This is a genomic window from Curtobacterium sp. NPDC086286 (genome assembly GCF_044746255.1).
Classification (GTDB): domain Bacteria; phylum Actinomycetota; class Actinomycetes; order Actinomycetales; family Microbacteriaceae; genus Curtobacterium.
Window position 1 is genome coordinate 190,042 of record NZ_JBIVBW010000004.1, and the last position, 22,943, is coordinate 212,984.

Sequence of the window (22,943 nt, forward strand, 5' to 3'; positions counted from 1 at the left end):
GTCCGCGGGCCGCCGGGATCGCACGAACTGCCGCCCGGCGCCGGCAGCAGCGGCACCTCGTGCGACCTCAGCGACGGGCGCACGGCATGTCGTGCGACCGGAGCGAACGTCACCGTCACCCCCGGACTGGGGTGTCGGTAACAGCAGGCCGCCGGGCACTCCTTGACTACGATCGCCAGGAGCTCCACCGACTCCAGCAGGGACCGTACCGTGACCACTCGCACACGCACCGCAGGCGCGATCGTCACCGGGCTCCTCGTGGCCGGCGCGCTGGCTGCGTGTGTCCCGTCCTCCACGGCACCGGGGTCGACAGCCGCACCGACCACCGCCACAGCGACTCCGCTGGTCACACCGACGCCGACGCAGACGCCGACGCCCACACCCACCGCGACCCCGACTCCGACCGCGACGCCGACCGCCGTGCCGACGACGCTCCCGGTCGGCGACGTCACGTCGAACGGACGCACGTGGCGGCAGTCGTACGCCGAGGACTTCACGAAGCCCGCCGCACTCGGCACGGTGGCGTCCGTCTACCCCGGCATGGGCCTCTACGACGGATTCCAGGACACCAGCGGACTCGGCACGTACGCCCCTGCGAAGGTGCTGTCCGTCGCCGACGGCAACCTCGACTTCGACTTCCACTCCGAGGGCGGCCGACCGCTCGTCGCCGCCGTCATGCCGGACGGGTACGCACCGCACACGACGGCACGCGTCAGCATCCGCTACAAGACCACGGTCACCGACGGGTACAAGTTCGTCGGCATGCTGTGGCCGTCCTCCGACGACTGGAACGACGGCGAGATCGACTGGCCGGAGTCACTCACGCTCGGGGCATCGCCGCGACCCGCGTCCGCGATCCCGGGAACGTACGCGAACCGTCACGTCAAGTACGACCGCTCGGTGCAGGTCCACGCGAAGACCGACACCACCGAGTACCACGTCGCCACCACCGAGTGGGACACGGGCATCGTCCGCTTCTACTGGGACGGGGAGCTCGTCTCCTCCACCACCGAGGCCGTGCCGACGAAGCCGATGCGCGTGACCCTGCAGGGCGAGACGTGGACCGATCACGGCGCCGTCCCGACGGACGCGACGGGCACCGTGTCCGTCGACTGGATCTCCATCTGGAACTGACCCGCGCGCGGTACGGTGGGCGCGTGTTCGGACGCCGCTCCCCCAGCCCCCGCCCCGACGACCGACCGGGCCTCGGCATCGGTGCCCTCGTGCAGGTCGTCGACACCGACCAGGGCGGCGAGGAGTGGGCCGACGAGCCGATCGGCGTCATCGTCGCACCGGGCGGCAGCCAGCTCGGCGGGACCCAGCGCACCTGGACGATCGCGTTCGAGGAACCCGTCTACACGAAGGACGGCCGCGGCCCGTTCGAGCGCGCGACCGTCCTGAGTCGTCAGCTGGTGCCGATCGAGCCGGCACCGGACACCGAGGGCTAGTACTCCTCGTTGCCGCTCTTCATCATGGCTGCGAAGGCCATGCAGACCCCCACGCCGCCGAGCACGCCGATGCCGATGATGACGCCTGCGATGAGTTCGAGCATTGGTGACTCCTTGGTTCCGGGGCCGGTCTGGCTGCCCTCAGGTTAGCGGATGCCGCGCATGAGCTTCAGCACCGGCTTGGCGAGGACGAGCAGGACGACCCCGACCGCGACGGCGACGAGCCCGAGGACGGCGAAGTACGGCGCCTCGTCCGTCGGGTCGTAGTACTGCGAGAGCACCCCCGTGACGGCGGTGCCGAGCGACACCGACAGGAAGAACAGGGCCACCATCTGCGTCTGGAACTTCGGCGGTGCGAGCTTCGTGGCCACCGACTGGCCCACCGGCGACAGCAGGAGCTCGGCGATCGTGAAGACGAGCAGGATCCCGACGAGGGCGAGCAGCGGCGTGCCGTTCTGCCCGGTGCCGACGAAGGGCAGGAAGAGCAGGAACGCGACGCCCATGATGCCGGTGCCGAGGGCGAACTTCGTCGGGGTGGACGGCTGACGGTCGCCGAGCTTCGTCCAGATCGCCGCGAACACGCCGGACAGCACGATGATGAAGACCGGGTTGATCGACTGCACCCACGAGACCGGCATCTCCCAGCCGAACAGGGACCGGTCGAGGCGCTCGTCGGAGTAGACGGTCACGACGGTGAACTGCTGCTGGTACAGCGACCAGAACACCGCACTGCCGATGAACAGGGGGATGAAGGCGAACACGCGCGACCGCTCCTGCGCGGTGATGCCGCTCGAGAGGATCACCACGAAGTACCCGATCGTGGCGAGGATGACGATGGCGACGACCACGGTGGGCAGGTTGTCGACGTTCAGGAGCCCCGTCAGCACGGCGACCACGATCACCGCGAGTGCCACGAGGACGAGCACGCCGATGAGCGGGAGCCGACGGCGGTCGACGGGGTTCGTGACGTGGCGCACGGACTCCGGCAGCTTGCGGCGGCGGATCGCGTACTGCACGAGCCCGGCCGCCATGCCGACCGCAGCAAGGCCGAAGCCGTAGTGGAAGCCGAGCGAGCTCTGCAGCAGGCCGGTCAGGAGCGGACCGAAGAACGCCCCGAGGTTCACGCCGAGGTAGTAGAGCGAGAAGCCGGCGTCACGACGGGGGTCGTCCGGGCTGTAGAGCCCGCCGACGATCGTCGTCGCCGTGGCCTTGAGCCCGCCGGAGCCGAGCGCGATGAGCACGAGGCCGACGCCGACGCCCGCGACACCGGGGATGAGCGCGAGGGCGATGTGCCCGAGCATCACGACGATGGCGCTGCCGAACAACGTCCGGTCCGCACCGAGCAGGCGGTCGGCGATCCACGCCCCGATGATCGTGAACAGGTACACGGCTCCGCCGTAGGCACCCATGATCCCGCTGGCGACGCCCTTGTCGATGCCCAGCCCGCCCTGCGAGAGCGTGTAGTACATGTAGATGAGGACGATGCCCTGCATCCCGTAGAACGAGAACCGCTCCCAGAGCTCGACGGCGAACGGCGTCGACAACTCGAACGGTTGCCCGAAGAAGGTCCGCCCGCGTGCGGGCGTGGTGGTACCTGACATGCCGCACATTCTGCCCCTCGGAGCCGGGCCGCGCCGAATCGCTGAACTCGCCTCAGGAACGCCGGGCGCGGTCGTTTGGAGGGTTCCCACGACCGCGGCCGACACACGGGCCACCCGCGTTGTCAGCCCCGGACGGCGTTCACGCGACTCGCGGGTCCGATCAATAGCGTGGGTTCTGCAACACCGGACAGAGCAGTTCAGGAGGGCTCCGACCATGGTCGACACCGCACCCGTCCACAGCACGAACACGCCCAAGGCAGACGCCGCGGGCGACCCCGCCGCGGGCACGCCCGCCGGCGGGACGGACACCGACGTCCGGATCGACGTCGACCTGCTCGCCGAGCACCTGCTCGGCCGTTGGGCGGACGACCGCCGAGCCTCGCGCCGACTCGCACTCGACCCGGCGATGCACAAGGTCGAGGGCATGCCCTACGCCGACGCCCGCGCCCGGACGCTCGACCAGCTCCGCATCCTCGTCGACGCGGGAGCGATCCAGCGCCCCTACCCCGAGGAGTTCGGCGGCTCGAGCAACCACGGCGGCAACCTCGCTGCGTTCGAGGAGCTCACCACGGCCGACCCCTCGATGCAGATCAAGGCCGGCGTGCAGTGGGGGCTGTTCGGCTCGGCCGTGCACCACCTCGGCACCGAACGGAACCACCGCGAGTTCCTGCCGGGCATCGTCTCGTTCGAGGTCCCCGGCTGCTTCGCGATGACGGAGACCGGGCACGGCTCGGACGTCCAGAGCATCGCCACGCGGGCGACCTACGACCCGGCGACCCAGGAGTTCGAGATCCACACGCCCTTCCGCGGTGCGTGGAAGGACTACATCGGCAACGCCGCCCTGCACGGCAAGGCGGCTGTCGTCTTCGCGAAGCTCGTGACGCAGGGCGTCGACCACGGCGTCCACGCGTTCTACGTGCCGCTCCGCGACGCCGAGGGTGCGTTCCTGCCCGGTGTCGGCGGCGAGGACGACGGCTACAAGGGCGGCCTGAACGGCATCGACAACGGCCGACTGCACTTCGACCACGTGCGCGTCCCCCGCACCAACCTGCTGAACCGCTACGGCGACGTCGCCGAGGACGGCACCTACTCCTCGCCGATCGCCTCGCCCGGTCGCCGCTTCTTCACCATGCTCGGCACCCTCGTGCAGGGCCGCGTGTCGCTCGACGGCGCCGCGGTCGTCGCCCAGAAGATCGGCCTGGAGATCGCGCTGACGTACGCGGCACAGCGTCGCCAGTTCCCGACGGGCGACGGCACCGAGGGCGTCCTGCTCGACTACGGCCGGCACCAGCGCCGGTTGATCCCCCGCCTCGCCACGGTGTTCGCGCAGTCGTTCGCCCACGAGAAGCTCCTCCGCACCTTCGACGACGTGTTCAGCGGGCGTGAGGACACCCCGCAGCGTCGCGAGGACCTCGAGACCCAGGCAGCGGCCTTCAAGTCGATGTCCACGTGGTCGGCCCTCGACACGCTCCAGGAGTGCCGCGAGGCCTGCGGTGGCGCCGGGTTCCTCGCCGAGAACCGCCTCACCGGACTCCGCGCCGACCTCGACGTCTACGTGACGTTCGAGGGCGACAACACCGTGTTGCTCCAGCTCGTCGGCAAGCGCCTGCTCACCGACTTCCGCGCGAAGGCGCCGAAGGACCCGGCGTCGACCGCGAAGTTCGTGGCGGCCCAGGCGGCTACGAAGCTCGCCGACGCCACCGGTCTCCGACGCCTCGGGCAGACCATGACCGACCGGGGCTCGCTCGCCGCCTCCGTCACGGACCTGCAGGACGCCAGGACGCAGCGTGACCTGCTCGCCGGCCGCGTCGACACGATGGTCACCGAGATCGGCATGCGCCTCGCGTCGGCCGGGAAGGACCGCGCACGCGGCGCCCGACTGCTCAACCGCTCGCAGCACGAGCTCATCGAGGCGGCGAAGGCCCACGCGGAGCTCATGCAGTGGGAGGCCTTCACCGAGGCCATCGACGAGGTCCCGCCGGGAGACACCCGCCGCGTGCTCGTCTGGCTCCGCGACCTGTTCGCCCTCGGCCTGCTGGAGCAGCACCTCGACTGGTACCTCATGCACGGGCGCATCACGGCGCAGCGGGCGCGGGCGGTCTCGGCGTACATCGACCGCCTCGTCGCCCGGGTCCGACCGGTCATCCCGCAGCTGCTCGACTCGTTCGGGTACGAGGCCGGCCACGTCCGCGCCCCGATCGCGCTCGGTGCCGAGCAGGCCCGGCAGGACGAGGCGCAGGCATGGTTCGCCGCCGAGGCGGCCGCGGGTCGCCTCCCCGAGCAGGAGAAGAAGCCCCGCGCCTAGCGCTGGACGTGGGGCGCGTCAGGCGTCGCCGGCGGGCCCGTGGTCCTCGAGGGCCCGGCGGAGCCGCGCCTCGGCGTCGTCCCCGGCGCCGGCAGCAGCGGCAGCGGCCTCGGCGTTGGCCTCGGTCACCGCGCGCACGACCTCTTCGCGCTGGATCTTCACCCCGCGAGGCGCGTCGATACCGATGCGGACGCCGTCCCCGCGGCTGTCGAGCACCGTGATGACGATGTCGTCACCGACGAGGATCCGCTCGCCGACCTTCCGCGTGAGTACCAGCACCCGTTCAGCCTAGCGACACGACGGGGACTCCCAGCAGGTGCACCGACTCCGGCGTGGCGGTCTCCCCCGCGCCGATCGCCACGATCCCGGCCACGTGGGCCCGGTCGGCGACGGCGGCGAGCATGCGGACCGAGTCCTCGTGCTTCCGACCGACGTCCACGACGACCCAGACCTGGTCGGGTGCGAGTCCGGCGGCCGTCGCGACGTCGTCCCAGGCGGCGACCGCGAGCAGCGCGTACCCGTCGCGGACGCCCTCGGCCCGGGCGAGGATCCCGCTCCGCCGGTCGGCCGCGTCGGTCGGCCGGAGTGCGTGCCGGGTCGCGAAGATCCCGGCGGCCGCGTCCACGTCGTTCGGACGCCCGACGAGCAGCACGAGGTCGCCGTCGGCGGACCGGACCGACGGGGCGGGCCGGGTGGGCGCGGTGGCGGCGACCAGCTGCTCGGCCACGACGTCGTCGACGAGCCGAGCCGTGCCTCCAGGAACGACCGACGGACCGGGCACGACGGACGCGACGGGTACCGCGGACGGTCCGGGCACGTCCAGGAGGCGCGACCCGCCCGGCTCCTCGGCCCCCGCCTCCGGCAAGGCACGCGTCGGGCGCGGGGCGCTCCCCGTGATCCCGTCGGCGACGAAGCCGTCGAGCACCGACGCGAACGCGTCGGCCCGCGTGGACGCGGTGCCGTCGTGGCCGGCGATGCGCGCCTCCGCGGCTTCGGCGTCGGCCAGGAGCGCGGCGATGCCCACCCGCTGGACCGGAGAATCGGCGATGGCGACGCGCGCGGTCGGGACGTCGTCGGGGCCGGGGACCTCGACGGTGGCCTCGACGTGCGCCTTGCGGAACAGCCCGCCGATGCCGGGTGTGGTGACGCGCTCGGCGGCGACGATGCGTGCGCCCGGTCCGAACTCCGAGCGGACGGCGTCCCGGAGCTCGTCGAGCGTGGCGCCGTTACGCTGCAATCGGGTCGGCGGCACGGACCACTCCCACGGTCTCGATGGTGGAGCCCGCGGCGGTGGCCTCCTGGTAGGAGAGCACCGGCAGGCCGTTCGACTGCGCGGAGACCATGCGGTGCACGGCCGGGCGGAGCTGCGGGGCGCAGACGAGGACGGCGGAGATCCCCTGGTCCTCGACGGAGCGGACGGCCTCGCGGAGCGACCCGAGGACCTGCTCGATGCGATGGGCGTCGAGGACGATCTGGGTCCCCTGCTCGGACGGCCGGAGCCCCTCGAGCATCGACTGCTCGAGCAGCGGGTCGATCATGATGACCCGGAGCGTGCCGGCGTCGAGGTACCGGGCGGGCAGCGCGGGGCCGAGTGCGGCGCGGGCGGCCTCGACGAGCCCCTCCGGGTCGGTCGACACCTTCGCGCGGAGCGTGAGGCCCTCGCAGATCCGGCCGAGGTCGTTGATCGGGACCCGTTCGGCGAGCAGGCCCTGCAGGACCCGCTGCAGCTCGGCGAGCGAGAGCATCCCGGGGACGAGCTCCTCGACGGCCGCGGGGTTGACCTGCTTGACGCCCTCGGTGAGGACCTTGACGTCCTCGCGGGTGAGGAGCCGCGCGGCGTTGTCGCCGATGATCGCCTGCAGGTGCGTGACGAGCACGGAGACGCGGTCGATCACGGTCGCGCCGGTCATCTCGGCGGCGTGCCGGAGCTCGGCGGGGACCCACTTGCCGGCGAGGCCGAACACCGGTTCGACGGTGGTCTCCCCGGGGAGACCCTCGAGGTGGTCGCCGAGCGCGAGCACGCTGCGCGACGGTGCGGTGCCCCGGCCGGCCTCGACGCCGGCGATGCGGATGGCGTAGGTCGACGGCGGGAGCTCGATGCTGTCGCGGGTCCGGACGGGCGGGACGACGATCCCCATGTCGATCGCGATCTTCCGGCGGAGTGCCCGGACGCGGCCGAGCAGGTCGTCCGAGGCGCCGGACACCATGTCGACCAGGTCGGGCGCGAGCAGGATCTCGAGGGCGTGCACGCGCATCTGCTCGATGAGGTCCTCGGGGGTGTCGGCGCTCGGCGCGGCGGCCTCCATGGCCTGCTGCTGGGCGACGGCGGCCTCCTCGCGCTTGGTGTTCTGCCCGAGGCGCCACCCGATCACGAGCAGCGTGGCGCCGATGACCAGGAACGGGACGATCGGCATGCCGGGGATGAACCCCATCGCGATCGCCGCGACACCCGCGATCGCGAGGGCGTTCCGCGACTGGGTGAGCTGCTGCGACGCCGAGGTGCCGATCTCGGTCTCGGCGCCGGAGCGGGTGACGATCATGCCCGTCGACACCGCCATGAGGAGCGCCGGGATCTGCGTGACCAGCCCGTCGCCGATGGTCAGGATGCCGTACTTCGACAGGGCGTCGGTGATCGACAGCCCGTTCTGCACCATGCCGATGGCGATGCCGCCGACGAGGTTGATGACGATGATGAGGATGCCGGCGATCGCGTCGCCCTTGACGAACTTCGACGCACCGTCCATGGCGCCGTAGAAGTCGGCCTCGGCGGACACGGCGGCACGGCGTTCCTTCGCCTGGGCGTCGGTGATGAGCCCCGCGTTGAGGTCCGCGTCGATCGCCATCTGCTTGCCGGGCATCGCGTCCAGGGTGAACCGTGCCCCGACCTCGGCGACGCGCTCGGCGCCCTTCGTCACGACGACGAACTGGATGACGACGAGGATCAGGAAGATGACCGCGCCGATGATGATCGAGCCGGAGACCGCCACGTGGCCGAACGCCTGGATGACGTCGCCGGCGAACCCCTCGCCGAGGACGAGCCGCGTCGACGCGACGTTCAGGCCGAGCCGGAACAGCGTCGCGACGAGCAGCAGCGACGGGAACACCGAGAAGTCGAGCGGCTTCTTCACGAACAGCGTCGTGAGCAGGATCACCAGCGCCAGCAGGATGTTGCAGATGATGAGGAAGTCGAGCAGGAAGGACGGCACCGGCAGGATCAGCAGCAGGATGATGCCGACGATGAAGACCGGGACGACGAGCTTCGGCAGGTCCTTGCGGTTCATGCGGGCACCCCTTCGGGAGTCGAGTTCGGGCGGAGCTTCCGGGGCCGGAGGTCCCCGCTGATCGTGGCCGGGTCGATGACCGTCGCGACCTCGTCCGGGGTGGTCGGCCGCGGCGGGGCGTGCGTCCCGGCCGCCGCTCCCCTGGCCTTGAGCGCCATGACGAACGACAGCACGCGGGCGACCGGCGTGTAGAGGTCGACCGGCACCTCCTGCCCGAGCTCGCACGCGGCGTGCAGCGCACGGGTGAGCGGGACGTCCTGGACGATGGGCACCCGGGCCTCGAGCGCCTTGTCGCGGATCATCGCCGCGACCGGACCGGCGCCCTTCGCCACGACGCGCGGCGCGGACTTCCCCGGCTCGTACGACAGCGCGACGGCGTAGTGCGTCGGGTTCGTCATCACGACGTCCGCGGTGCCGATCGCCTGCACCATCCGGTTCCGGCTCATCGCGAGCTGTCGGGAGCGGCGCTGGGACTTCACGAGCGGGTCGCCCTCGGCGTGCTTGTTCTCGTCCTTGACCTCGCGCTTGGTCATCATCGTGCGCTTGCGGTTGCGGCGGATCACGACGAAGACGTCGAGCGCGGCGAGGACCAGGCCGGCGACGATCGCCGCCCGCAGCAGGGTGCCGGTCCCGGCGGCCGCGGCGTCGAGCACGGCGGACAGCGGGAGCGATCCGCTCGTCATGAGGACGGGGACGAGGGCCTGCACGGCCATCCAGAGGACGAGTCCGACGACGGCCGTCTTGAGGAGCGCCTTGCACCCGTTCCAGAGCGCCTGGGTGCCGAACACCCGCTTCAGGCCCTGGATCGGGTCGAAGTGCTCGGGCTGCGGCGCCAGCTTCCGGACGTGCACGCCGCCCTGCGCGACCGCTGCGGCCAGCACGGCGACGGCGACGACCCCGAGCATCGGGCCGAGGGTCCCGCCGAGCGAGCCGAGGGCCTCGTGGAAGACGGCGTTCATGGTGCCGATCGTCGGGTCGGCGATGACGCGCTGCACGGCTCGGAGCTGCTCGGAGCCCGCGGCGGCGGCGTTGCCGATCGCGGACGGCATCATGAGTGCCGCGACCGCGATCCCGATCCACGCGCCGAGGTCCTGCGACCGCCCGATCTGGCCCTTCTGGTGGACCTCGCGCATGCGCTTCTGGGTCGCCTGCTCGGAGCGTTCTCCGCTGTCGGACACGTCGTCACCCCCGTCCCGTGATCGCGGCCACCGCGTCGCCGGTGAGGGACGAGACGACGGACGGCAGGGCCATGAAGAGCGCGCCGGCGAAGACGACGGTCAGCCCGATCTTGATCGGGAAGCCCATCTGGAAGGCGTTGAGCGCCGGGGCCACGCGGGTGAGCAGGCCCAGGCCGACGTCGGCGAGGAAGAGCACCACCACGAGGGGCCCGGCGATCTGCAGCGAGGACAGGAACATCTGCGTGAGCGCGGTGACGAGCACGGACGCCAGGCCGCCGAGGTCGAACGTGCCGGTCAGGGGCACCGCGTCGAAGGAGCGCACGAGTCCGGCGACGATGAGCTGGTACCCGCCCGAGGCGAACAGCAGCGCGAGCGCCGCCATCTGGAACAGCCGCGTGAACTGGGCGCCGTTCACCTGCGACTGCGGGTCGAAGGCCTGCGCCAGCGTGAACCCGCCGAACAGGTCGATGAGCGCACCCGCCGACTGCACGGCGGCGAACACGAGGAACACGAGGAACCCGAGGGCGAGCCCGACGAGGAGCTGCGTGAGGAGCGCGAGCAGGAACGGTCCGGTGTCGAGCGACTCGTAGCCGACCGCGACGCGCGGGGCGACGCCGATCGCCAGCCCGATGCCGAGGATCACCTTCACCGTCGCGGGGAACGCGCGGTACGAGAACGGTGGCGCGATGACGAAGAACGCGACGAGGCGGACGCCGGCGAGCATCGTCGCCTCGAGGCGGTCGCCGTCGATCGAGAGCTCCATCAGGCCGTTCCCAAGAGCTTCGGGATCATGTCGAACGCGACGTGCGTGAACCCGACCATCTCCGAGATCATCCAGTTGCCGCAGACGACCAGGGCGATCGCGACGGCGACGGCCTTCGGCACGAAGGAGAGCGTGACCTCCTGGATCTGCGTGACCGACTGGAACAGCGAGATCGCGAAGCCCACGACGAGCGACGTCACGAGCACGGGCGCGGCGAGCTTCGCCGACACCAGGAGCGCCTGGAGCGTGAGGTCGATGACGGCCTGCTGGTTCATCAGTGCACCACCTGGTAGCTCTCGATGAGGGACTTGATGATGAGCCCCCACCCGTCGACGAGGACGAACAGCAGGATCTTGAACGGGAGCGAGATCATGACCGGCGGGAGCATCATCATGCCCATCGACATGAGCGCCGCGGAGACGACGAGGTCGATGACCAGGAACGGGATGAAGATGACGAACCCGATGATGAAGGCGCTGCGGAGCTCGGAGATCACGAACGCGGGGATCACCGTCGTCATCGGCACGTCGGCCATCGACTTCGGGTTGTCCCGACCGGCGGCACGAGTGATGAGCGCCACGTCCTCCTCACGCGTCTGGTGCAGCATGAACGTCCGCAGCGGCTTCGTCCCGATCTCGACCGCCTGGGTGAAGTCGAGGTGGCCGGCGAGGTACGGCTGCAGGGCGTCGTCGTTGATGTGCCCGAGGACCGGTGCCATCACGAAGAGCGACAGGAACAGGGCGAGGCCGGCCAGCACCTGGTTCGGCGGGATGGACTGCAGCGCGAGGGCGTTCCGCGTCATCGCGAGCACCACGAAGATCTTCGTGAACGACGTCATCATCAGCATGAGGGCCGGTGCGACGCTGAGCAGGGTGATCCCGATCAGGGTGACGACGGCGGACGACGGGGTGCCGTCCGGGCCGTTCACGCTGACGCTGAAGTCACCGGTCGACGGCGGCGTGGGCGTGGCGGGGGCGGTCGGCTGCACGACACCGGCCGCGTGGGCGCCGGTCGCCGTGAGCATGAGGAAGCCGGCGACGATCGTCACCCCCAGCAGGAGGAGGGCGATCAGGCGTCCGGTGCGTGCCGCGGTCACCCGGCCCGCCGGTTCCGGAGCGCCGAAGCGGCCTGCCGCCAGGTGTCGGCGGACAGGATCGACCCCTGCAGCTGCTGCGCCGTGGGCAGCGTGGTGCGCTGCGAGCGGCGGTTGCGGGGACGCATGGGCAGCGGCTGCGCCGCGTCGGACGGGAGGCTCGGCTCGGCTGCCGTCTGCTGCTCCAGTTCCTGACGGAAGCGGTCGGCCGACGGGGTCGGACGCACCGGCAGCGTCACCGGCCCGGTCACGATCGTGAGTTCCGGCGCCGGCGCCTGCCCGCTGGTGAGCAGGGCGACACCGTGCTCGGAGACACCGAGCACGAGGCGCTCGCCCTCGACGTCGACGACGACGACGCTCGCCTTGCCGCCGATGCCCTGGCGGCCGACGACCTCGACCGACGCCGAGCGGCGGCCCTTGGCCTTGCCCGCACCCAGGCCGCTCTTCGCGACGCGACGGTGCAGCACCCACATCAGGGCGAGCACGACGCCGAGCGAGAGCGCGACGCGAAGGACGATGACGGCGGTGTCCACGTCGGGGCTCAGACGCTCTCGGCGACGTCGAGGATCTTCGTGATCCGGACGGCGTAGTCCTGGTCGACGACGACGACCTCGCCGTGCGCGATGAGCCGGCCGTTGAGCAGGACGTCGGCCGGCGCTCCGGCGCTGCGGTCGAGTTCGACGACCGCGCCGGGCTCCATGCCGAGCACGTCGCGCACGGACATCCGGGTGCGGCCGATCTCGACCGTCAGGGTCATCTCGACGTTGTTGATCCGGCCGAGGTTCCCGGCGGGCAGCGTCGTCGTCGGTGCCGCGGCGGCGGGTGCGGACACGGTGCCGTTCTCGCGGACGCGCAGGGCGAACCAGCCGCCGGGGACGCCACCGGCGGTGAGCTCGAACACGACCGTGTCCGGGTCGGCCAGGAGCGCCGAGGCCGACTCGCGCCGAGCGTCGCCGAGGACGCCGACGCCGAGGACACCGGCGGCGGCCTCGAGGGACGGACGGAGCACGTCGGTCACGTCGACGATCCCGTGGTCGGTGCCGCCCGCGGCGACGACGGCCTCGAGGTCGGTGAGCACGAGGACGAGGTCGGCCGACAGGCCGCCGACGAAGGACGCGACCACCGCGTCACCGGCCGCCTCGAGGGCGACGGGGGTCGCGCCTCCCGGGACCGCCACCGCTGCCAGCGGAGCGGCCGTCGGGAGCTGCGCGGCGAGTGCCTCGGCCGCGTGCGTGTGGAGGGTGGTCGTGACGGTCATGCGGGCTGCTCCGATGTGGTGGTGACGACGATGCCGGCGAGGCGCGAGCCGTTCGCGCCGACGGCGGCGGTGCCGACGGGCTCGCCGTCGACCGCGATGGTGAGGGGGCGGTGCTGCGGGTGCGGCAGCGGCAGCACGTCGCCGACGGCGAGGCGCAGGACCTGCGACGGCAGCACGGTCGCCGGGGCGAACCGCAGGCTGACGCCGACCGGGACGCCGGCGAGCTGCGCGTCGACGAGGGCGCGGGCGTCGGCGGGGGTGACGTGGGCGGCGGCCTCGCCGAGCTGCGGCAGGACGGCGTCGGCCGGCAGCGCGAGCGTGCCGGGGGCGACGCGCTCCCCCACGCGGATCGTGAACGAGGCGACGATCATGAGGTCGCCCTTCTGGGCTGCCTGGGCGAACTGCGAGTTGAACTGGAAGCCGCCGGCGGTGACGTCGTGCGCGAGCAGGCCCCCGAACGAGTAGCGGAGGTCGTCGAGGGCGTCCTCGACGATCTTGCGGACGAGCGCCTGCTCGATCGGGGTGAACGTCCGGTCCGGCGTCGGGAGCGGCTTCGAGGCGCCGAGCGCGTGCGAGACCCAGGTGAGCGCGGCGTCGAGCGGGACCTGCAGCACGCCCTTCGGGACGACGTCCGCGATGGGGAGCAGGACCATGCCGGTGAGCGCGGGCAGCGAGGCGGCGTACTCGTCGTACGTCGTCATCTGGACCTGCTCGCACGTGACCTGGCTCACCGCGCGGACCTTCGCCGTCAGCTGGGTGCCCCACTGGCGCGCGAAGGTCTCGAAGGCGAGCTCGAGGACCCGGGCGTGCTCGCGGGCGAGCGTCGACGGGCGCGCGAAGTCGTACACCTCGGGCGCTGGCAGGGTCTCGGTCACGGGTGCGTCTATCGGTCCGCTGTGGAAGACCCGTCAGTGCTGTGCCCCTGCTGTGCCTCCTTCTGGGGGCGGGCGGTGGTGCGCTCAGCCGGCTCGTGCCCCGTCCTGCGCCTTCGCGAGGGCCGGCATCAGCGCGCTGACGTCCTGGTCCTGGTTCGACAGCACGACGATGTCGACCCGCCGGTTCAGCGTGAGGTCGGCGTCCGTCCCGCCCTTCGCCAGCGGGCGGCTCGACCCGAACCCGACGCTCTGGATGTGCTGGGCCGGCATCCCGCCGCGTTCCACGAGGTCGCGGAGCACCCCGGTCGCGCGGGCGGCGCTCAGCTCCCAGTTCGTGGCGTACGGCGCGGTGGAGTTCCGCTGGTCGGCGTGGCCCTCGACGCTGACGTCGTGGCCGCTGGTCTTCAGGACCGGGGCGATGGCGTCCATGATCCGCTTCGCCTGGTCGGACAGGTCGGCGCTGTTCGTGGTGAAGTACGTCTCGCTGCCGACGAGCCGGACCGTGAGCCCACGGGCGTCGACCGTGAACTGCACGTTCGACGTCTGCCCGGCCTTCGCGAGGTTCGCCTTGATCGCCTGCTCGATGGCCTGCAGGTCGTCGAGCTCCTTCTTCGCCGCGGCGACGTCGGCCTTCGTCGCGGTCGTCGGGACCACGGTGGAGGCCGGGTCGACGTTGGTGTCCTTCGTGCCGGACGACGCGGTCGAGTGGTCCGCCTGGGACTTGTCGACGGAGTACCCGGAGCCGTCCTTGACCTCGTCCTTCGTCACGACCGTGCCCGACGCCGTGTCGACCTTCTGCGACTTCACCTCGCCGAAGCCCGTGGCGAGCGAGTTCTTCAGCTGGATGTACTTCTGCTGGTCGACCGTGGACATCGCGAAGAGCACGAGGAACATGCACATCAGCACGGTGATCATGTCCATGTACGAGGCCATCCAGCGCTCGTCGGGGTGCTCGGCCTCGTCGTGCGACTTCTTCGAGCGTCCGCGACCGCGCCCGCGGGGGTTGGCGCTCATCGTCAGGCCGCCAGCTGCTGGTCGTCGGCGTCTGCGTCGCTGCCCTTGCCGGCCTTCGCCTTGCCGCCCTTGGCGTCCCCACCGCGCGCCGCGGGCGGGACCATGGCGGTCAGGCGCTCGCCGAGCAGGCGCGGCTGGCTGCCGGCCTGCACCGCGAGGAGCCCCTCCATGAGCAGCGTCTGGCGGTCGGCCTCGAGCTGCGCGAGCTTGCGGAGCTTCCCGCCGATCGGCAACCACAGGAAGTTGGCGGTGAGCAGGCCCCAGAGCGTCGCGACGAACGCGCTCGCGATGAGCGGACCGAGCTCGTCGGGCTTGCCGAGGTTCGCGAGGACGTGGGTCAGCGACACCACGGTGCCGATGATGCCGACGGTGGGGGCGAAGCCGCCGAGGCCCATGAAGAACGAGCTGGCCGACCGGACCGGGGCGGCGTTCGACTCGATCTCGTCCTCGAGCAGGATCCGCAGCTCGTCGCCGTCCGTGCCGTCCGCGATGTTCTGCAGCGCCTTCTTCATGAACGGGTCGTCGTGCTTGTCGGCCTCCTGCTCGAGCGCGAGCAGACCGTTCGCGCGGGCCGTCTCGGCGAGCCCGACCACGTCGTCGATGACCGACTGCGGCGGGGTGACCTTGCCGGTGAACGCCTTCGGCACGGCCTTGAAGCTGGCGATGGCGTCCTTGAGGGTCGTGCTCGCGATGCCGCAACCGATCGTGGCGCCGAACACGAGCAACATCGGTGCCGGCAGGAACAGCCCGGCGAGCTCGACGTGCTCCATCTCGACCATGCCGAACAGGGCGCCGAAGGCGAGCAGGATCCCGATGATCGTCGCGATGTCCACGTCAGCGCCCCCCGTCCTGCGTGCGGGGTGCCCGGTCGGTGGACACGGCGTGGATCGGGGCGACCGGTGCCAGCGTCGGCTGCGGGCCGGTGGCGTTCCGCGCGGCGGTGTCCGTGCCGTAGGCCATGCCGACGATGCGTGCCCGGTACGCGGCGATCAGGTCGATGACGTCGGCCAGGGACTCGCGGACGATGTACTTGGCGCCGTCGACCATGATGAGCGTCGTGTCCGGCGTCTCCTGGATGCGCTCCACGAGATCGGGGTTGACAGCGAATCCGCTGCCGTTGAGTCGTGTGACGACGATCATGGCCCGTCCTGGTTCTCGATCGTCCCGCCGCCGTCCGTGGGGCGGGATGCTGCCCGTCCGTGGGCTGCACCGAGGACTATCGGCGGGCCGTCGCCGGGCGTTAGGCGCGACCTGGGTGACCTGCGTGACCGGCGTGACCGGCGTGACCGGTCGACACCGGATTCCGGATCCACTGCATCCGATCGGCCCCGTCCGCCGGTAGTGCCGGTGTGACGTCGACGACGACGTCGTCCGTACCGGCCCGAAGGGGCCAGAAGGAGACCCGACATGCGCAAGACACTCGCCACCGGCCTCGCCGCCGGTGTGCTGCTCGCCGCCGCTGCGGCCGCGGTCCCGGCGGCCACCGCCTCCGCCGCCACCGGGGACGCGACGCTCTCCGTCCTGCACGCCGTCCCGGACGTCACGGTCGACGTCTACCTGGACGGGAAGCGCGCCCTCGATGACTTCACGCCGGGGACCCTCGCCGGCCCGATGATGGTCCCGGCGGGCGCCCACCAGCTCGCGATCACCGCCTCGGACGCAGCCGATGCGTCAGAACCGGTCATCGGCCCCGTGGACGTCACGCTCGACGCCGGCGGGAACTACACCGCCGTCGCGCACGACGACACCAGTGGGAAGCCCACCGCCACGCTCTTCACCAACGACGTCTCGGCCACGCCGGCCGGACAGGGCCGCCTGATCGTCCGGCACGTCGCCGCTGCACCGGCGGTGGACGTCCTCGCCGGTGGCGAGGCCGTCGTCAGCAACCTGTCGAACCCCGACGAGCAGGCCCTCGAGCTCCCCGCCGGCACCGTCTCGGCATCCGTCGCCGCCACCGGCACGACCGACCCGGTGATCGGTCCGGCCGACGTCGCGGTCACCGCCGGCGCCGACACGATCGTGTACGCCTGGGGCAGCCTGGACGACCAGAACCTGGCGCTCGCCACCCAGACGATCTCGGATCTCGGCGGCACGCCGAACGGGGTCCCCGCGGGCAACGCCGGACTCGTCGCGACGAACCGGACCGACACCGTCGGGATCGTCGGCGGGACGACAGCAGCCCTCGCGGCTGCGGTCGCGATCGGCGCGGTGGTGCTCCGGCGCCGCCGCACCGTGACCGGGGACCAGCGGCAGGACTCGGGTCACTGACCGTGCCGTCCCCGGTCCGGACCACCGCGGCGGCGCTCGTCGTCGCCGCGGTGGCCGTGACCATCCTGACCGGGTGCTCGTCGGGCGGCTCCCCCACCCCCGACGGGCACCCCTCGACCGCGATCGTCACCGGTCCGTCGTCGACGCCGACCCCGGTGCCGTCGGCGTTCTCGACCGCGGTGCCGCAGGTCCGCGCCACGGTCCCGCCGGCCGTCCGGGTCGCCGCTCCGTCCCGGATCGCCGTCGACTGGGCCGGGGTGCGGGCCGAGGTCCGTCCCGAGGGCGTCGACGACAAGGGCGCGATGTCCCTGCCGCCCGATCCGGCCGTCGCCGGCTGGTACCGGTACGGCGCAGCACCGGCGTCGACCGCGGGGACCGTCGTGATCGCCGCCCACGTCGACGCCGTCGGCTACGGCGTCGGGCCGTTCGCCCATCTCCGGGACGTCCCCGCCGGCACGACCGTCACCCTGACCGACACGGCCGGTGACCGGACCCGGTGGCGGATCGACTCGGTCGCCCTCGTCGCCAAACGCGGCCTCCCGTGGGCCTCGGTCTTCCGGACCGACGGACCGCGACGGCTCGTCCTGGTCTCCTGCGGCGGCGTGTTCGACGAGTCCACCCACCACTACGAGAGCAACCTCATCATCAGCGCCACACCCGCCTGACCGGACCGAGCACCTCCGCCGTACGATCGGGTCACGGTCGACGACGACCACGCCAGCGACAGGATCCAGTGACGACCACCCTCCCGGACGACAGCGAGCTCTCCGACGCGTTCAGCGCCGGGAGCGAGGACGCCCTGCGCGCCGTCTACGACCGGTGGTCCCCGCTCGTCTACTCGTTGGCGCTCCGCGCGCTGGGCGACCAGTCGGCGGCCGAGGACGTGACGCAACAGGTCTTCGTCAAGGCCTGGCGTCGGAGTGCCAGCTACGACCCGGAGCGGGCCCCGCTCGGCGCCTGGCTCGTCGGGATCACCCGGAACTGCATCGCCGACGCCTTCGCGGAACGGACACGGCACGCCAGGACCACCGACCCGAGCGTCGTCGAGGAGACCGCGGCGGCACCGGAGTCCGAGTTCGACCTGGCCGAACGCGCGCTGGTCGCGGGCGAGCTCGACCGGCTCGACGACGTGCCACGCCGGGTCATGCGCTTGGCGTTCTACGACGAGCTGAGCCATCGTGAGCTCGCCGAACGGCTCGGACTCCCCCTCGGCACCGTCAAGAGTCACATCCACCGAAGTCTGGCTCGGCTCCGAACACGTCTCGAGGTGATCGAATGAAGCACGTCGACGACGAGACGCTCGCCATGCTCGCGGTCTCCGGTGTCGTGGCCGACGACGCCGTGACGGAGCACCTCGCTGCCTGCGCCCGGTGCCGCGACGAGGTCGCGGACCTGCAGCGCGTGGCCGCCGTGACGCGGTCGTCCTCCCACGTTCGGCTCGACGCACCCCCGGAGGCGGTCTGGGACCGCATCGCCGCGGAGGTCCGGGACGGTCCGCCGCGCGACCTCCCGGCGGAGTCGCCCGCACCGGTCGCGGTCTCCGGAGCGGGCCGCCCAGGAGGAACGACCCGCCCCCGCGGACGGGTCACCCCCGGTGGGCCCCGAGTCCACCGCCGTCGGCGCGTCCTCCTGACCGTCGCGGCCGTCGTCGGGGCGTTCGCGATCGTGCTCGGGATCGGCGTGGCGACGGGTGCCCTGCCTGGGCTCCCCGGCTCGGCGTCCGAGACCGTGCTCGCACGGGCGGAGCTCGACGCGCTGCCCGGATGGTCCGGGGCCGGTGGCACCGCCGAGCTGGAGCGGGACCGCGACGGGCGGCTCTCGCTCGTGGTCGACCTGCGCGGCGGGACCGGACGAACGGGTACCGGTGCCCTGCGCGAGGTGTGGATGATGCGCTCCGACCTCGACGGGCTCGTCAGCGTCGGGTTCCTCGACGGCGACCGCGGGCGGTTCACGGTCCCGTCGGGCATGGACACCGCGCGCTTCCCGGTCGTCGACGTCTCGGCCGAGGCGGACGACGGCGACCCGGCGCACTCGGGCGACTCGATCGTGCGCGGCCGGCTCGCACGCCCCTGACCGGCGACGGGCTCCGCTGGACGACAGGTGACGACGAAGTTCTCACAGACGGTGTATTCCCGACCCGATCCTGAGAAGCCTGGGCGTGGTCCCCCGTGATTTATCTCATGAGCGTGTTAGCGTGCCCCTCATGACCGACACCACCATCGTCGCTCCCCCGACCACCCCGGCCCCGCTCCGCGAGGTCGGCGCCCTCATCCGGGGCGCCCGCAAGGGCCGCAGCATGACCCAGGCCCAGCTCGCCGAACGCGTCGGCACGAGCCAGAGTGCCATCAACCGCATCGAGCAGGGCGGGCAGAACCTGTCCCTCGAGATGCTCACCCGCATCAGCGACGCCCTCGACCAGCAGATCGTCTCGATCGGCGGCGCCCCGCAGCGCGCCCACCTCCGCGTGCAGGGCGGCCGCAAGCTCAGCGGCTCGATCGCGGTGAACTCGAGCAAGAACGCCGCCGTGGCGCTCCTGTGCGCCTCGCTGCTGAACCGTGGCGTGACCCGCCTGCACAAGGTCGCGCGCATCGTCGAGGTCGACCGCATCATCGACGTGCTCCGCAGCCTCGGTGCGACGGTCACCTGGTCCGAGGACGGCGAGACCCTCGAGATCGTCGCCCCGTCCGACCTCCGCCTCGACGCGATCGACGCCGACGCCGCCCGCCGGACCCGCAGCGTCCTCATGTTCCTCGGTCCGCTCAGCGGCCGGTACGAGTCCTTCCGTCTGCCGTACGCCGGCGGCTGCGACCTCGGCACCCGCACGGTCGAGCCGCACCTCATCGCCCTGCGCCCGTTCGGCGTCGACGTCGAGGCGACGTCGGGCTGGTACGAGGTCGACGTGGCGAACACCGAGGTCCCGACGAAGTCGGTCGTCCTCACCGAGCGCGGTGACACCGTCACCGAGAACGCGATCCTGGCAGCGGCCGCCCGCGACGGCGAGACCGTCATCCGCAACGCCAGCCCGAACTACATGGTGCAGGACCTCTGCTTCTTCCTCGAGCTCCTCGGGGTGGAGATCGAGGGCATCGGCACCACCACGCTCCGGATCACCGGCAAGAGCCGCATCGACGAGGTCGTGGACTACTGGCCGAGCGAGGACCCGGTCGAGGCGATGAGCCTGCTGACCGCCGGCATCGTCACCGACTCCACGCTCACCGTCACGCGCGCACCGATCGAGTTCCTCGAGATCGAGCTCGCGACCCTGGCCGAGATGGGCCTGCGCTTCGACGTCACCGACGAGTACCCCGCCGCGAACGGCCGCACCCGCCTGGTCGACATCACGGTGCACCCGTCCGAGCTGCACGCGCCGATCGACAAGATCCACGCGATGCCGTTCCCCGGCCTGAACATCGACAACCTGCCGTTCTTCGTGGTCATCGCCGCGATGGCGGAGGGCACCACGCTCGTGCACGACTGGGTCTACGAGGGCCGCGCGATCCACCTGCTCGACCTCACCCGCCTGGGCGCGAGCGTGACCCTGCGCGACCCGCACCGGCTCGACGTGACCGGCCCGACGCACTTCTCGGGTGCCGAGGTCAGCTGCCCGCCAGCCCTCCGCCCCGCCGTGGTCATCCTGCTGGCGATGCTCGCGGCCAAGGGCGAGAGCGTCCTGCGCAACGTCGGCATCATCGCCCGCGGCTACGAGCAGCTGCAGGAACGGCTCAACTCGCTCGGCGCGTCCATCGAGACGTTCCACGACTGACGCACCGGAGGCCGCACCCGGCCGCCTGCCGACGTGACCCGACGGCCCGTCCCCGCAAGTGGGGACGGGCCGTCACCCGTCCCGGGCGAACCGAGCCGTTCCTCCAGGCCGATGCCCAGGAGCGCTCCACTGCCCACCCAGGCCGACGGTGCTGGATGGGCTGATGGCCACGAGATCGCTCCTGACCGTCCCCCTGCTCACCACCGTCGCAGCCGCCGCCCTGGCGTGGTTCGTGCTCGGTCCGGCCGCCGCGCTCGCGTTCGTCGCGCTCGCACTGCTCGAGATCGCGATGGCGGCCGACTCGTCGGTCCCGATGGCCGGCATCGCGTCGCGCCTGCACTCCCCCGCGCGGCGGCTGTTCCTGTCGCTCGGCATCGTCGCGGGCGTCCTCGCGATGCGGCTGCTGCTCCCGCCGGCCGCGGTGGCGGTCGGCGACGCGACCGACCCGGCGAGCTCGGTGGGCGAGGCCGTGTTCGCACCGGGCTCGTTCTCGGCGCACCTCGCCGAGGTGCGGCCGGCCCTCGCCGCCTTCGGCGCCGCGTTCATCTGGCTCGTGTTCGCCGAGTACCTCTTCAACACGGACCGCGCGTCGCGTCGGTCCTGGCTGGGCCGACTGGAGGCGCGGCTCGCCCGGGTCGCCCGCCCGCGCGTCTGGTCGCTGGTCACCGCCGGCACCGGGGTGCTGCTGACCTCGGTGCTCGTGGGGGTCGACGCCGGGTGGTCCCCGTCGACGCTGCTGCCGGTGGTCCTCGGCGGGACGATCGGCATCGGCGCGTACCTCGGGTCGAAGCGGATCGCGGCGTGGGCGCTCCGGAGCACGGACGGGACCGACACGGCGTCGATCGGGACCGGGAGCGGCGCCTGGCGGATCCACGCCTACGCCTCGACGGTCGTCTTCGAACGCGGGCTCGTGGTGTTCATGCTGTTCGAGATCCTCGACGGGGTCTACAGCCTGTCCGGCTCCGGTGTGCTCGGCGGTGACGGGCTCGGGGCGCTCGAACAGGCGGCCGTGGCGATCGCCGCGATCGGGGTCGGGGCGGTGTTCCTCGCGCGCCTCACCTCGCGGCTCGACGAGGCGTCGGGGCTGAAGCGGCTCCGGTACCTCAAGGCGGGGGCGGCGTACGTGCTGGGCATCCTCGCGGTGCTGCTGTGGACGAGCCTGCTCGTGCCGATCCCCGGCGTCGTCGTCGGGTGGTTCGGCAGCGTCGTGATCGGCCTGGCGCTCGCGACCTCGCTGCCGTGGGGTGCGTGGTGGCGGCGGGCGCGGCGGTCGTTGCCCGGTGGGGCGCGCGCCGCGCGGGGCTGAGCGGTCCGGTGTCAGCCGCGACCGACGAACGGCATCGCGGTCGGCATGACCGTCAGGTTCGGCACGTTCGTGCCGGCCGGCATCCCGGCCATGTACGCGACCGCTCGGCCCGTCTCGGCGACGTCCATCGTCGGTTCGGGGCGGATCGAGCCGTCCGCCTGCATCGTCCCGTCCGCCGCGCCCGACCCCATCGTGGTGGCGGCGTTGCCGATGTCGAGCTGCCCGCAGGCGATGCCGAACGCCCGACCGTCGAGCTGGAGCTGCTTGGTCAGGCCGGCCACCGCGTGCTTGGCGACCGTGTAGGGCGCGGAGAGCGGACGCGGTGCGTGCGCGGAGATCGAGCCGTTGTTGATGATGCGGCCGCCCTGCGGTGTCTGGGTCCGCATGATCCGGAACGCCTCGCGGGCGCAGAGGAACGAACCCGTGAGGGTCACGGCCAGCACCTCGTCCCAGGTGTCGAGCGTGATCTCGTCGAACTGCGTCGCCGGCGCCCCGGTGCCGGCGTTGTTGAACAGGAGGTCGAGTCGGCCGAACCGCGCGACGGTCTCGTCGAAGAGCCGTCGGACGTCCGCCTCGACCGAGACGTCGGCGACGACCGGCACGATGCGCTCCGAGACGGCCGCGACCTCGTCGAGCGGGCCACGCCGCCGTCCGGCGACCACGACCGTCCACCCGTCGCCCGCCAGCGCGAGTGCGGCGGAGCGGCCGATCCCGCTGCCGCCGCCGGTCACGACGGCGATGCGGGTGTCACGCGCGGGGGCGGGGGTCGTGTCGTCGCTCATGGCGGCAC

24 protein-coding genes are annotated in these 22,943 nt (G+C 72.0%); 9 read left to right on the forward strand and 15 right to left on the reverse strand.

The window, feature by feature from the left end:
• Positions 1-210 precede the first annotated feature (210 nt).
• Both ACIPKM_RS09095 and ACIPKM_RS09100 read left to right on the forward strand, forming a co-directional pair.
• Positions 211-1,134 (forward strand): glycoside hydrolase family 16 protein, encoded by a 924-nt coding sequence (locus ACIPKM_RS09095; protein ID WP_261646685.1) that lies wholly within the window; start codon positions 211-213, stop codon positions 1,132-1,134.
• 23 nt (positions 1,135-1,157) lie between these two features.
• On the forward strand, positions 1,158-1,448 hold the full coding sequence (locus tag ACIPKM_RS09100; protein WP_254791752.1) for a hypothetical protein: 291 nt from the start codon (positions 1,158-1,160) through the stop codon (positions 1,446-1,448).
• 146 nt (positions 1,449-1,594) lie between these two features.
• Here the strand turns inward: ACIPKM_RS09100 and ACIPKM_RS09105 are convergent, their stop codons facing one another.
• The gene (locus tag ACIPKM_RS09105; protein WP_261646684.1) at positions 1,595-3,058 is read right to left on the reverse strand and encodes a peptide MFS transporter; all 1,464 of its coding nucleotides are present in this window, start codon (positions 3,056-3,058) and stop codon (positions 1,595-1,597) included.
• Between the two features lie 205 nt (positions 3,059-3,263).
• On the opposite strand from ACIPKM_RS09105, the gene ACIPKM_RS09110 reads away from it, so the two are divergent.
• The gene (locus tag ACIPKM_RS09110; RefSeq protein WP_261646683.1) at positions 3,264-5,354 is read left to right on the forward strand and encodes an acyl-CoA dehydrogenase; all 2,091 of its coding nucleotides are present in this window, start codon (positions 3,264-3,266) and stop codon (positions 5,352-5,354) included.
• 18 nt (positions 5,355-5,372) lie between these two features.
• Here ACIPKM_RS09110 and csrA read toward each other — a convergent pair whose 3' ends face one another.
• The 13 genes from csrA to ACIPKM_RS09175 form a co-directional block, all read right to left on the reverse strand.
• Positions 5,373-5,633: a carbon storage regulator CsrA gene (gene csrA, locus ACIPKM_RS09115; protein ID WP_261646682.1), complete on the reverse strand. Its 261-nt coding sequence runs from the start codon at positions 5,631-5,633 to the stop codon at positions 5,373-5,375.
• Between the two features lie 4 nt (positions 5,634-5,637).
• Positions 5,638-6,606: a hypothetical protein gene (locus tag ACIPKM_RS09120; RefSeq protein ID WP_261646681.1), complete on the reverse strand. Its 969-nt coding sequence runs from the start codon at positions 6,604-6,606 to the stop codon at positions 5,638-5,640.
• Positions 6,581-8,635, reverse strand: coding sequence for a flagellar biosynthesis protein FlhA (locus tag ACIPKM_RS09125; RefSeq protein ID WP_261646680.1), 2,055 nt, complete (start codon positions 8,633-8,635; stop codon positions 6,581-6,583). The genes ACIPKM_RS09120 and ACIPKM_RS09125 overlap by 26 nt, the downstream gene beginning before the upstream one ends.
• Positions 8,632-9,813 (reverse strand): flagellar biosynthesis protein FlhB, encoded by a 1,182-nt coding sequence (locus tag ACIPKM_RS09130; RefSeq protein ID WP_071301625.1) that lies wholly within the window; start codon positions 9,811-9,813, stop codon positions 8,632-8,634. Before ACIPKM_RS09130 ends, ACIPKM_RS09125 begins: the two co-directional genes overlap by 4 nt.
• A 4-nt stretch (positions 9,814-9,817) precedes the next feature.
• Positions 9,818-10,576 carry a flagellar biosynthetic protein FliR gene (locus ACIPKM_RS09135; protein ID WP_070418906.1) on the reverse strand — a complete coding sequence of 253 codons (759 nt, stop codon included), beginning with the start codon at positions 10,574-10,576 and terminating at the stop codon, positions 9,818-9,820.
• The gene (gene fliQ / locus ACIPKM_RS09140) at positions 10,576-10,851 is read right to left on the reverse strand and encodes a flagellar biosynthesis protein FliQ (RefSeq protein ID WP_070418905.1); all 276 of its coding nucleotides are present in this window, start codon (positions 10,849-10,851) and stop codon (positions 10,576-10,578) included. The genes ACIPKM_RS09135 and fliQ overlap by 1 nt, the downstream gene beginning before the upstream one ends.
• Positions 10,851-11,672: a flagellar type III secretion system pore protein FliP gene (gene fliP / locus ACIPKM_RS09145; RefSeq protein WP_261646679.1), complete on the reverse strand. Its 822-nt coding sequence runs from the start codon at positions 11,670-11,672 to the stop codon at positions 10,851-10,853. The genes fliQ and fliP overlap by 1 nt, the downstream gene beginning before the upstream one ends.
• Positions 11,669-12,202: a flagellar biosynthetic protein FliO gene (locus ACIPKM_RS09150; RefSeq protein WP_071294622.1), complete on the reverse strand. Its 534-nt coding sequence runs from the start codon at positions 12,200-12,202 to the stop codon at positions 11,669-11,671. Before ACIPKM_RS09150 ends, fliP begins: the two co-directional genes overlap by 4 nt.
• A gap of 8 nt (positions 12,203-12,210) precedes the next feature.
• A complete protein-coding gene (gene fliN / locus ACIPKM_RS09155; protein ID WP_261646678.1) occupies positions 12,211-12,927 on the reverse strand; it encodes a flagellar motor switch protein FliN in 717 nt (238 codons plus the stop codon).
• Positions 12,924-13,802, reverse strand: a complete 879-nt coding sequence (locus tag ACIPKM_RS09160) for a flagellar motor switch protein FliM (RefSeq protein WP_083403170.1) — start codon at positions 13,800-13,802, stop codon at positions 12,924-12,926. The genes fliN and ACIPKM_RS09160 overlap by 4 nt, the downstream gene beginning before the upstream one ends.
• A gap of 84 nt (positions 13,803-13,886) precedes the next feature.
• The gene (locus tag ACIPKM_RS09165) at positions 13,887-14,816 is read right to left on the reverse strand and encodes a flagellar motor protein MotB (RefSeq protein WP_071294619.1); all 930 of its coding nucleotides are present in this window, start codon (positions 14,814-14,816) and stop codon (positions 13,887-13,889) included.
• A gap of 2 nt (positions 14,817-14,818) precedes the next feature.
• Positions 14,819-15,649 carry a motility protein A gene (locus ACIPKM_RS09170; RefSeq protein ID WP_071294618.1) on the reverse strand — a complete coding sequence of 277 codons (831 nt, stop codon included), beginning with the start codon at positions 15,647-15,649 and terminating at the stop codon, positions 14,819-14,821.
• Between the two features lies 1 nt (position 15,650).
• The gene (locus tag ACIPKM_RS09175; RefSeq protein WP_070418899.1) at positions 15,651-15,956 is read right to left on the reverse strand and encodes a flagellar FlbD family protein; all 306 of its coding nucleotides are present in this window, start codon (positions 15,954-15,956) and stop codon (positions 15,651-15,653) included.
• A 267-nt stretch (positions 15,957-16,223) separates the two neighbouring features.
• On the opposite strand from ACIPKM_RS09175, the gene ACIPKM_RS09180 reads away from it, so the two are divergent.
• The 6 genes from ACIPKM_RS09180 to ACIPKM_RS09205 all read left to right on the forward strand — a co-directional run bounded on the left by ACIPKM_RS09180 (position 16,224) and on the right by ACIPKM_RS09205 (position 22,153).
• Positions 16,224-17,084 (forward strand): DUF4397 domain-containing protein, encoded by an 861-nt coding sequence (locus ACIPKM_RS09180; RefSeq protein ID WP_402736608.1) that lies wholly within the window; start codon positions 16,224-16,226, stop codon positions 17,082-17,084.
• A 2-nt stretch (positions 17,085-17,086) separates the two neighbouring features.
• The gene (locus ACIPKM_RS09185; protein WP_402736609.1) at positions 17,087-17,749 is read left to right on the forward strand and encodes a sortase domain-bontaining protein; all 663 of its coding nucleotides are present in this window, start codon (positions 17,087-17,089) and stop codon (positions 17,747-17,749) included.
• A gap of 68 nt (positions 17,750-17,817) precedes the next feature.
• Positions 17,818-18,363 carry an RNA polymerase sigma factor gene (locus ACIPKM_RS09190; RefSeq protein ID WP_402736610.1) on the forward strand — a complete coding sequence of 182 codons (546 nt, stop codon included), beginning with the start codon at positions 17,818-17,820 and terminating at the stop codon, positions 18,361-18,363.
• On the forward strand, positions 18,360-19,157 hold the full coding sequence (locus ACIPKM_RS09195) for an anti-sigma factor domain-containing protein (protein ID WP_092387236.1): 798 nt from the start codon (positions 18,360-18,362) through the stop codon (positions 19,155-19,157). Before ACIPKM_RS09190 ends, ACIPKM_RS09195 begins: the two co-directional genes overlap by 4 nt.
• Before the next feature lie 130 nt (positions 19,158-19,287).
• Positions 19,288-20,847, forward strand: coding sequence for a UDP-N-acetylglucosamine 1-carboxyvinyltransferase (locus ACIPKM_RS09200; protein ID WP_070418895.1), 1,560 nt, complete (start codon positions 19,288-19,290; stop codon positions 20,845-20,847).
• A 163-nt stretch (positions 20,848-21,010) separates the two neighbouring features.
• Entirely contained in the window at positions 21,011-22,153 is a 1,143-nt protein-coding gene (locus ACIPKM_RS09205; protein ID WP_402736611.1) for a DUF475 domain-containing protein, read from the forward strand.
• 11 nt (positions 22,154-22,164) lie between these two features.
• Here the strand turns inward: ACIPKM_RS09205 and ACIPKM_RS09210 are convergent, their stop codons facing one another.
• Entirely contained in the window at positions 22,165-22,935 is a 771-nt protein-coding gene (locus tag ACIPKM_RS09210) for an SDR family oxidoreductase (RefSeq protein WP_402736612.1), read from the reverse strand.
• Positions 22,936-22,943 lie beyond the last annotated feature (8 nt).

Bases quoted from the DNA above. Each gene is read 5' to 3' on its own strand.
- ACIPKM_RS09195 (WP_092387236.1), top strand. From the start codon at position 18,360: ATGAAGCACGTCGACGACGAGACGCTCGCCATGCTCGCGGTCTCCGGT.
- ACIPKM_RS09205 (WP_402736611.1), top strand. From the start codon at position 21,011: ATGGCCACGAGATCGCTCCTGACCGTCCCCCTGCTCACCACCGTCGCA.
- ACIPKM_RS09210 (WP_402736612.1), bottom strand. From the start codon at position 22,935: ATGAGCGACGACACGACCCCCGCCCCCGCGCGTGACACCCGCATCGCC.
- fliQ (WP_070418905.1), bottom strand. From the start codon at position 10,851: ATGAACCAGCAGGCCGTCATCGACCTCACGCTCCAGGCGCTCCTGGTG.
- ACIPKM_RS09110 (WP_261646683.1), top strand. From the start codon at position 3,264: ATGGTCGACACCGCACCCGTCCACAGCACGAACACGCCCAAGGCAGAC.
- ACIPKM_RS09105 (WP_261646684.1), bottom strand. From the start codon at position 3,058: ATGTGCGGCATGTCAGGTACCACCACGCCCGCACGCGGGCGGACCTTC.
- ACIPKM_RS09200 (WP_070418895.1), top strand. From the start codon at position 19,288: ATGACCGACACCACCATCGTCGCTCCCCCGACCACCCCGGCCCCGCTC.
- ACIPKM_RS09180 (WP_402736608.1), top strand. From the start codon at position 16,224: ATGCGCAAGACACTCGCCACCGGCCTCGCCGCCGGTGTGCTGCTCGCC.
- ACIPKM_RS09125 (WP_261646680.1), bottom strand. From the start codon at position 8,635: ATGAACCGCAAGGACCTGCCGAAGCTCGTCGTCCCGGTCTTCATCGTC.
- ACIPKM_RS09165 (WP_071294619.1), bottom strand. From the start codon at position 14,816: ATGAGCGCCAACCCCCGCGGGCGCGGTCGCGGACGCTCGAAGAAGTCG.
- ACIPKM_RS09135 (WP_070418906.1), bottom strand. From the start codon at position 10,576: ATGGAGCTCTCGATCGACGGCGACCGCCTCGAGGCGACGATGCTCGCC.
- ACIPKM_RS09175 (WP_070418899.1), bottom strand. From the start codon at position 15,956: ATGATCGTCGTCACACGACTCAACGGCAGCGGATTCGCTGTCAACCCC.
- fliN (WP_261646678.1), bottom strand. From the start codon at position 12,927: ATGACCGTCACGACCACCCTCCACACGCACGCGGCCGAGGCACTCGCC.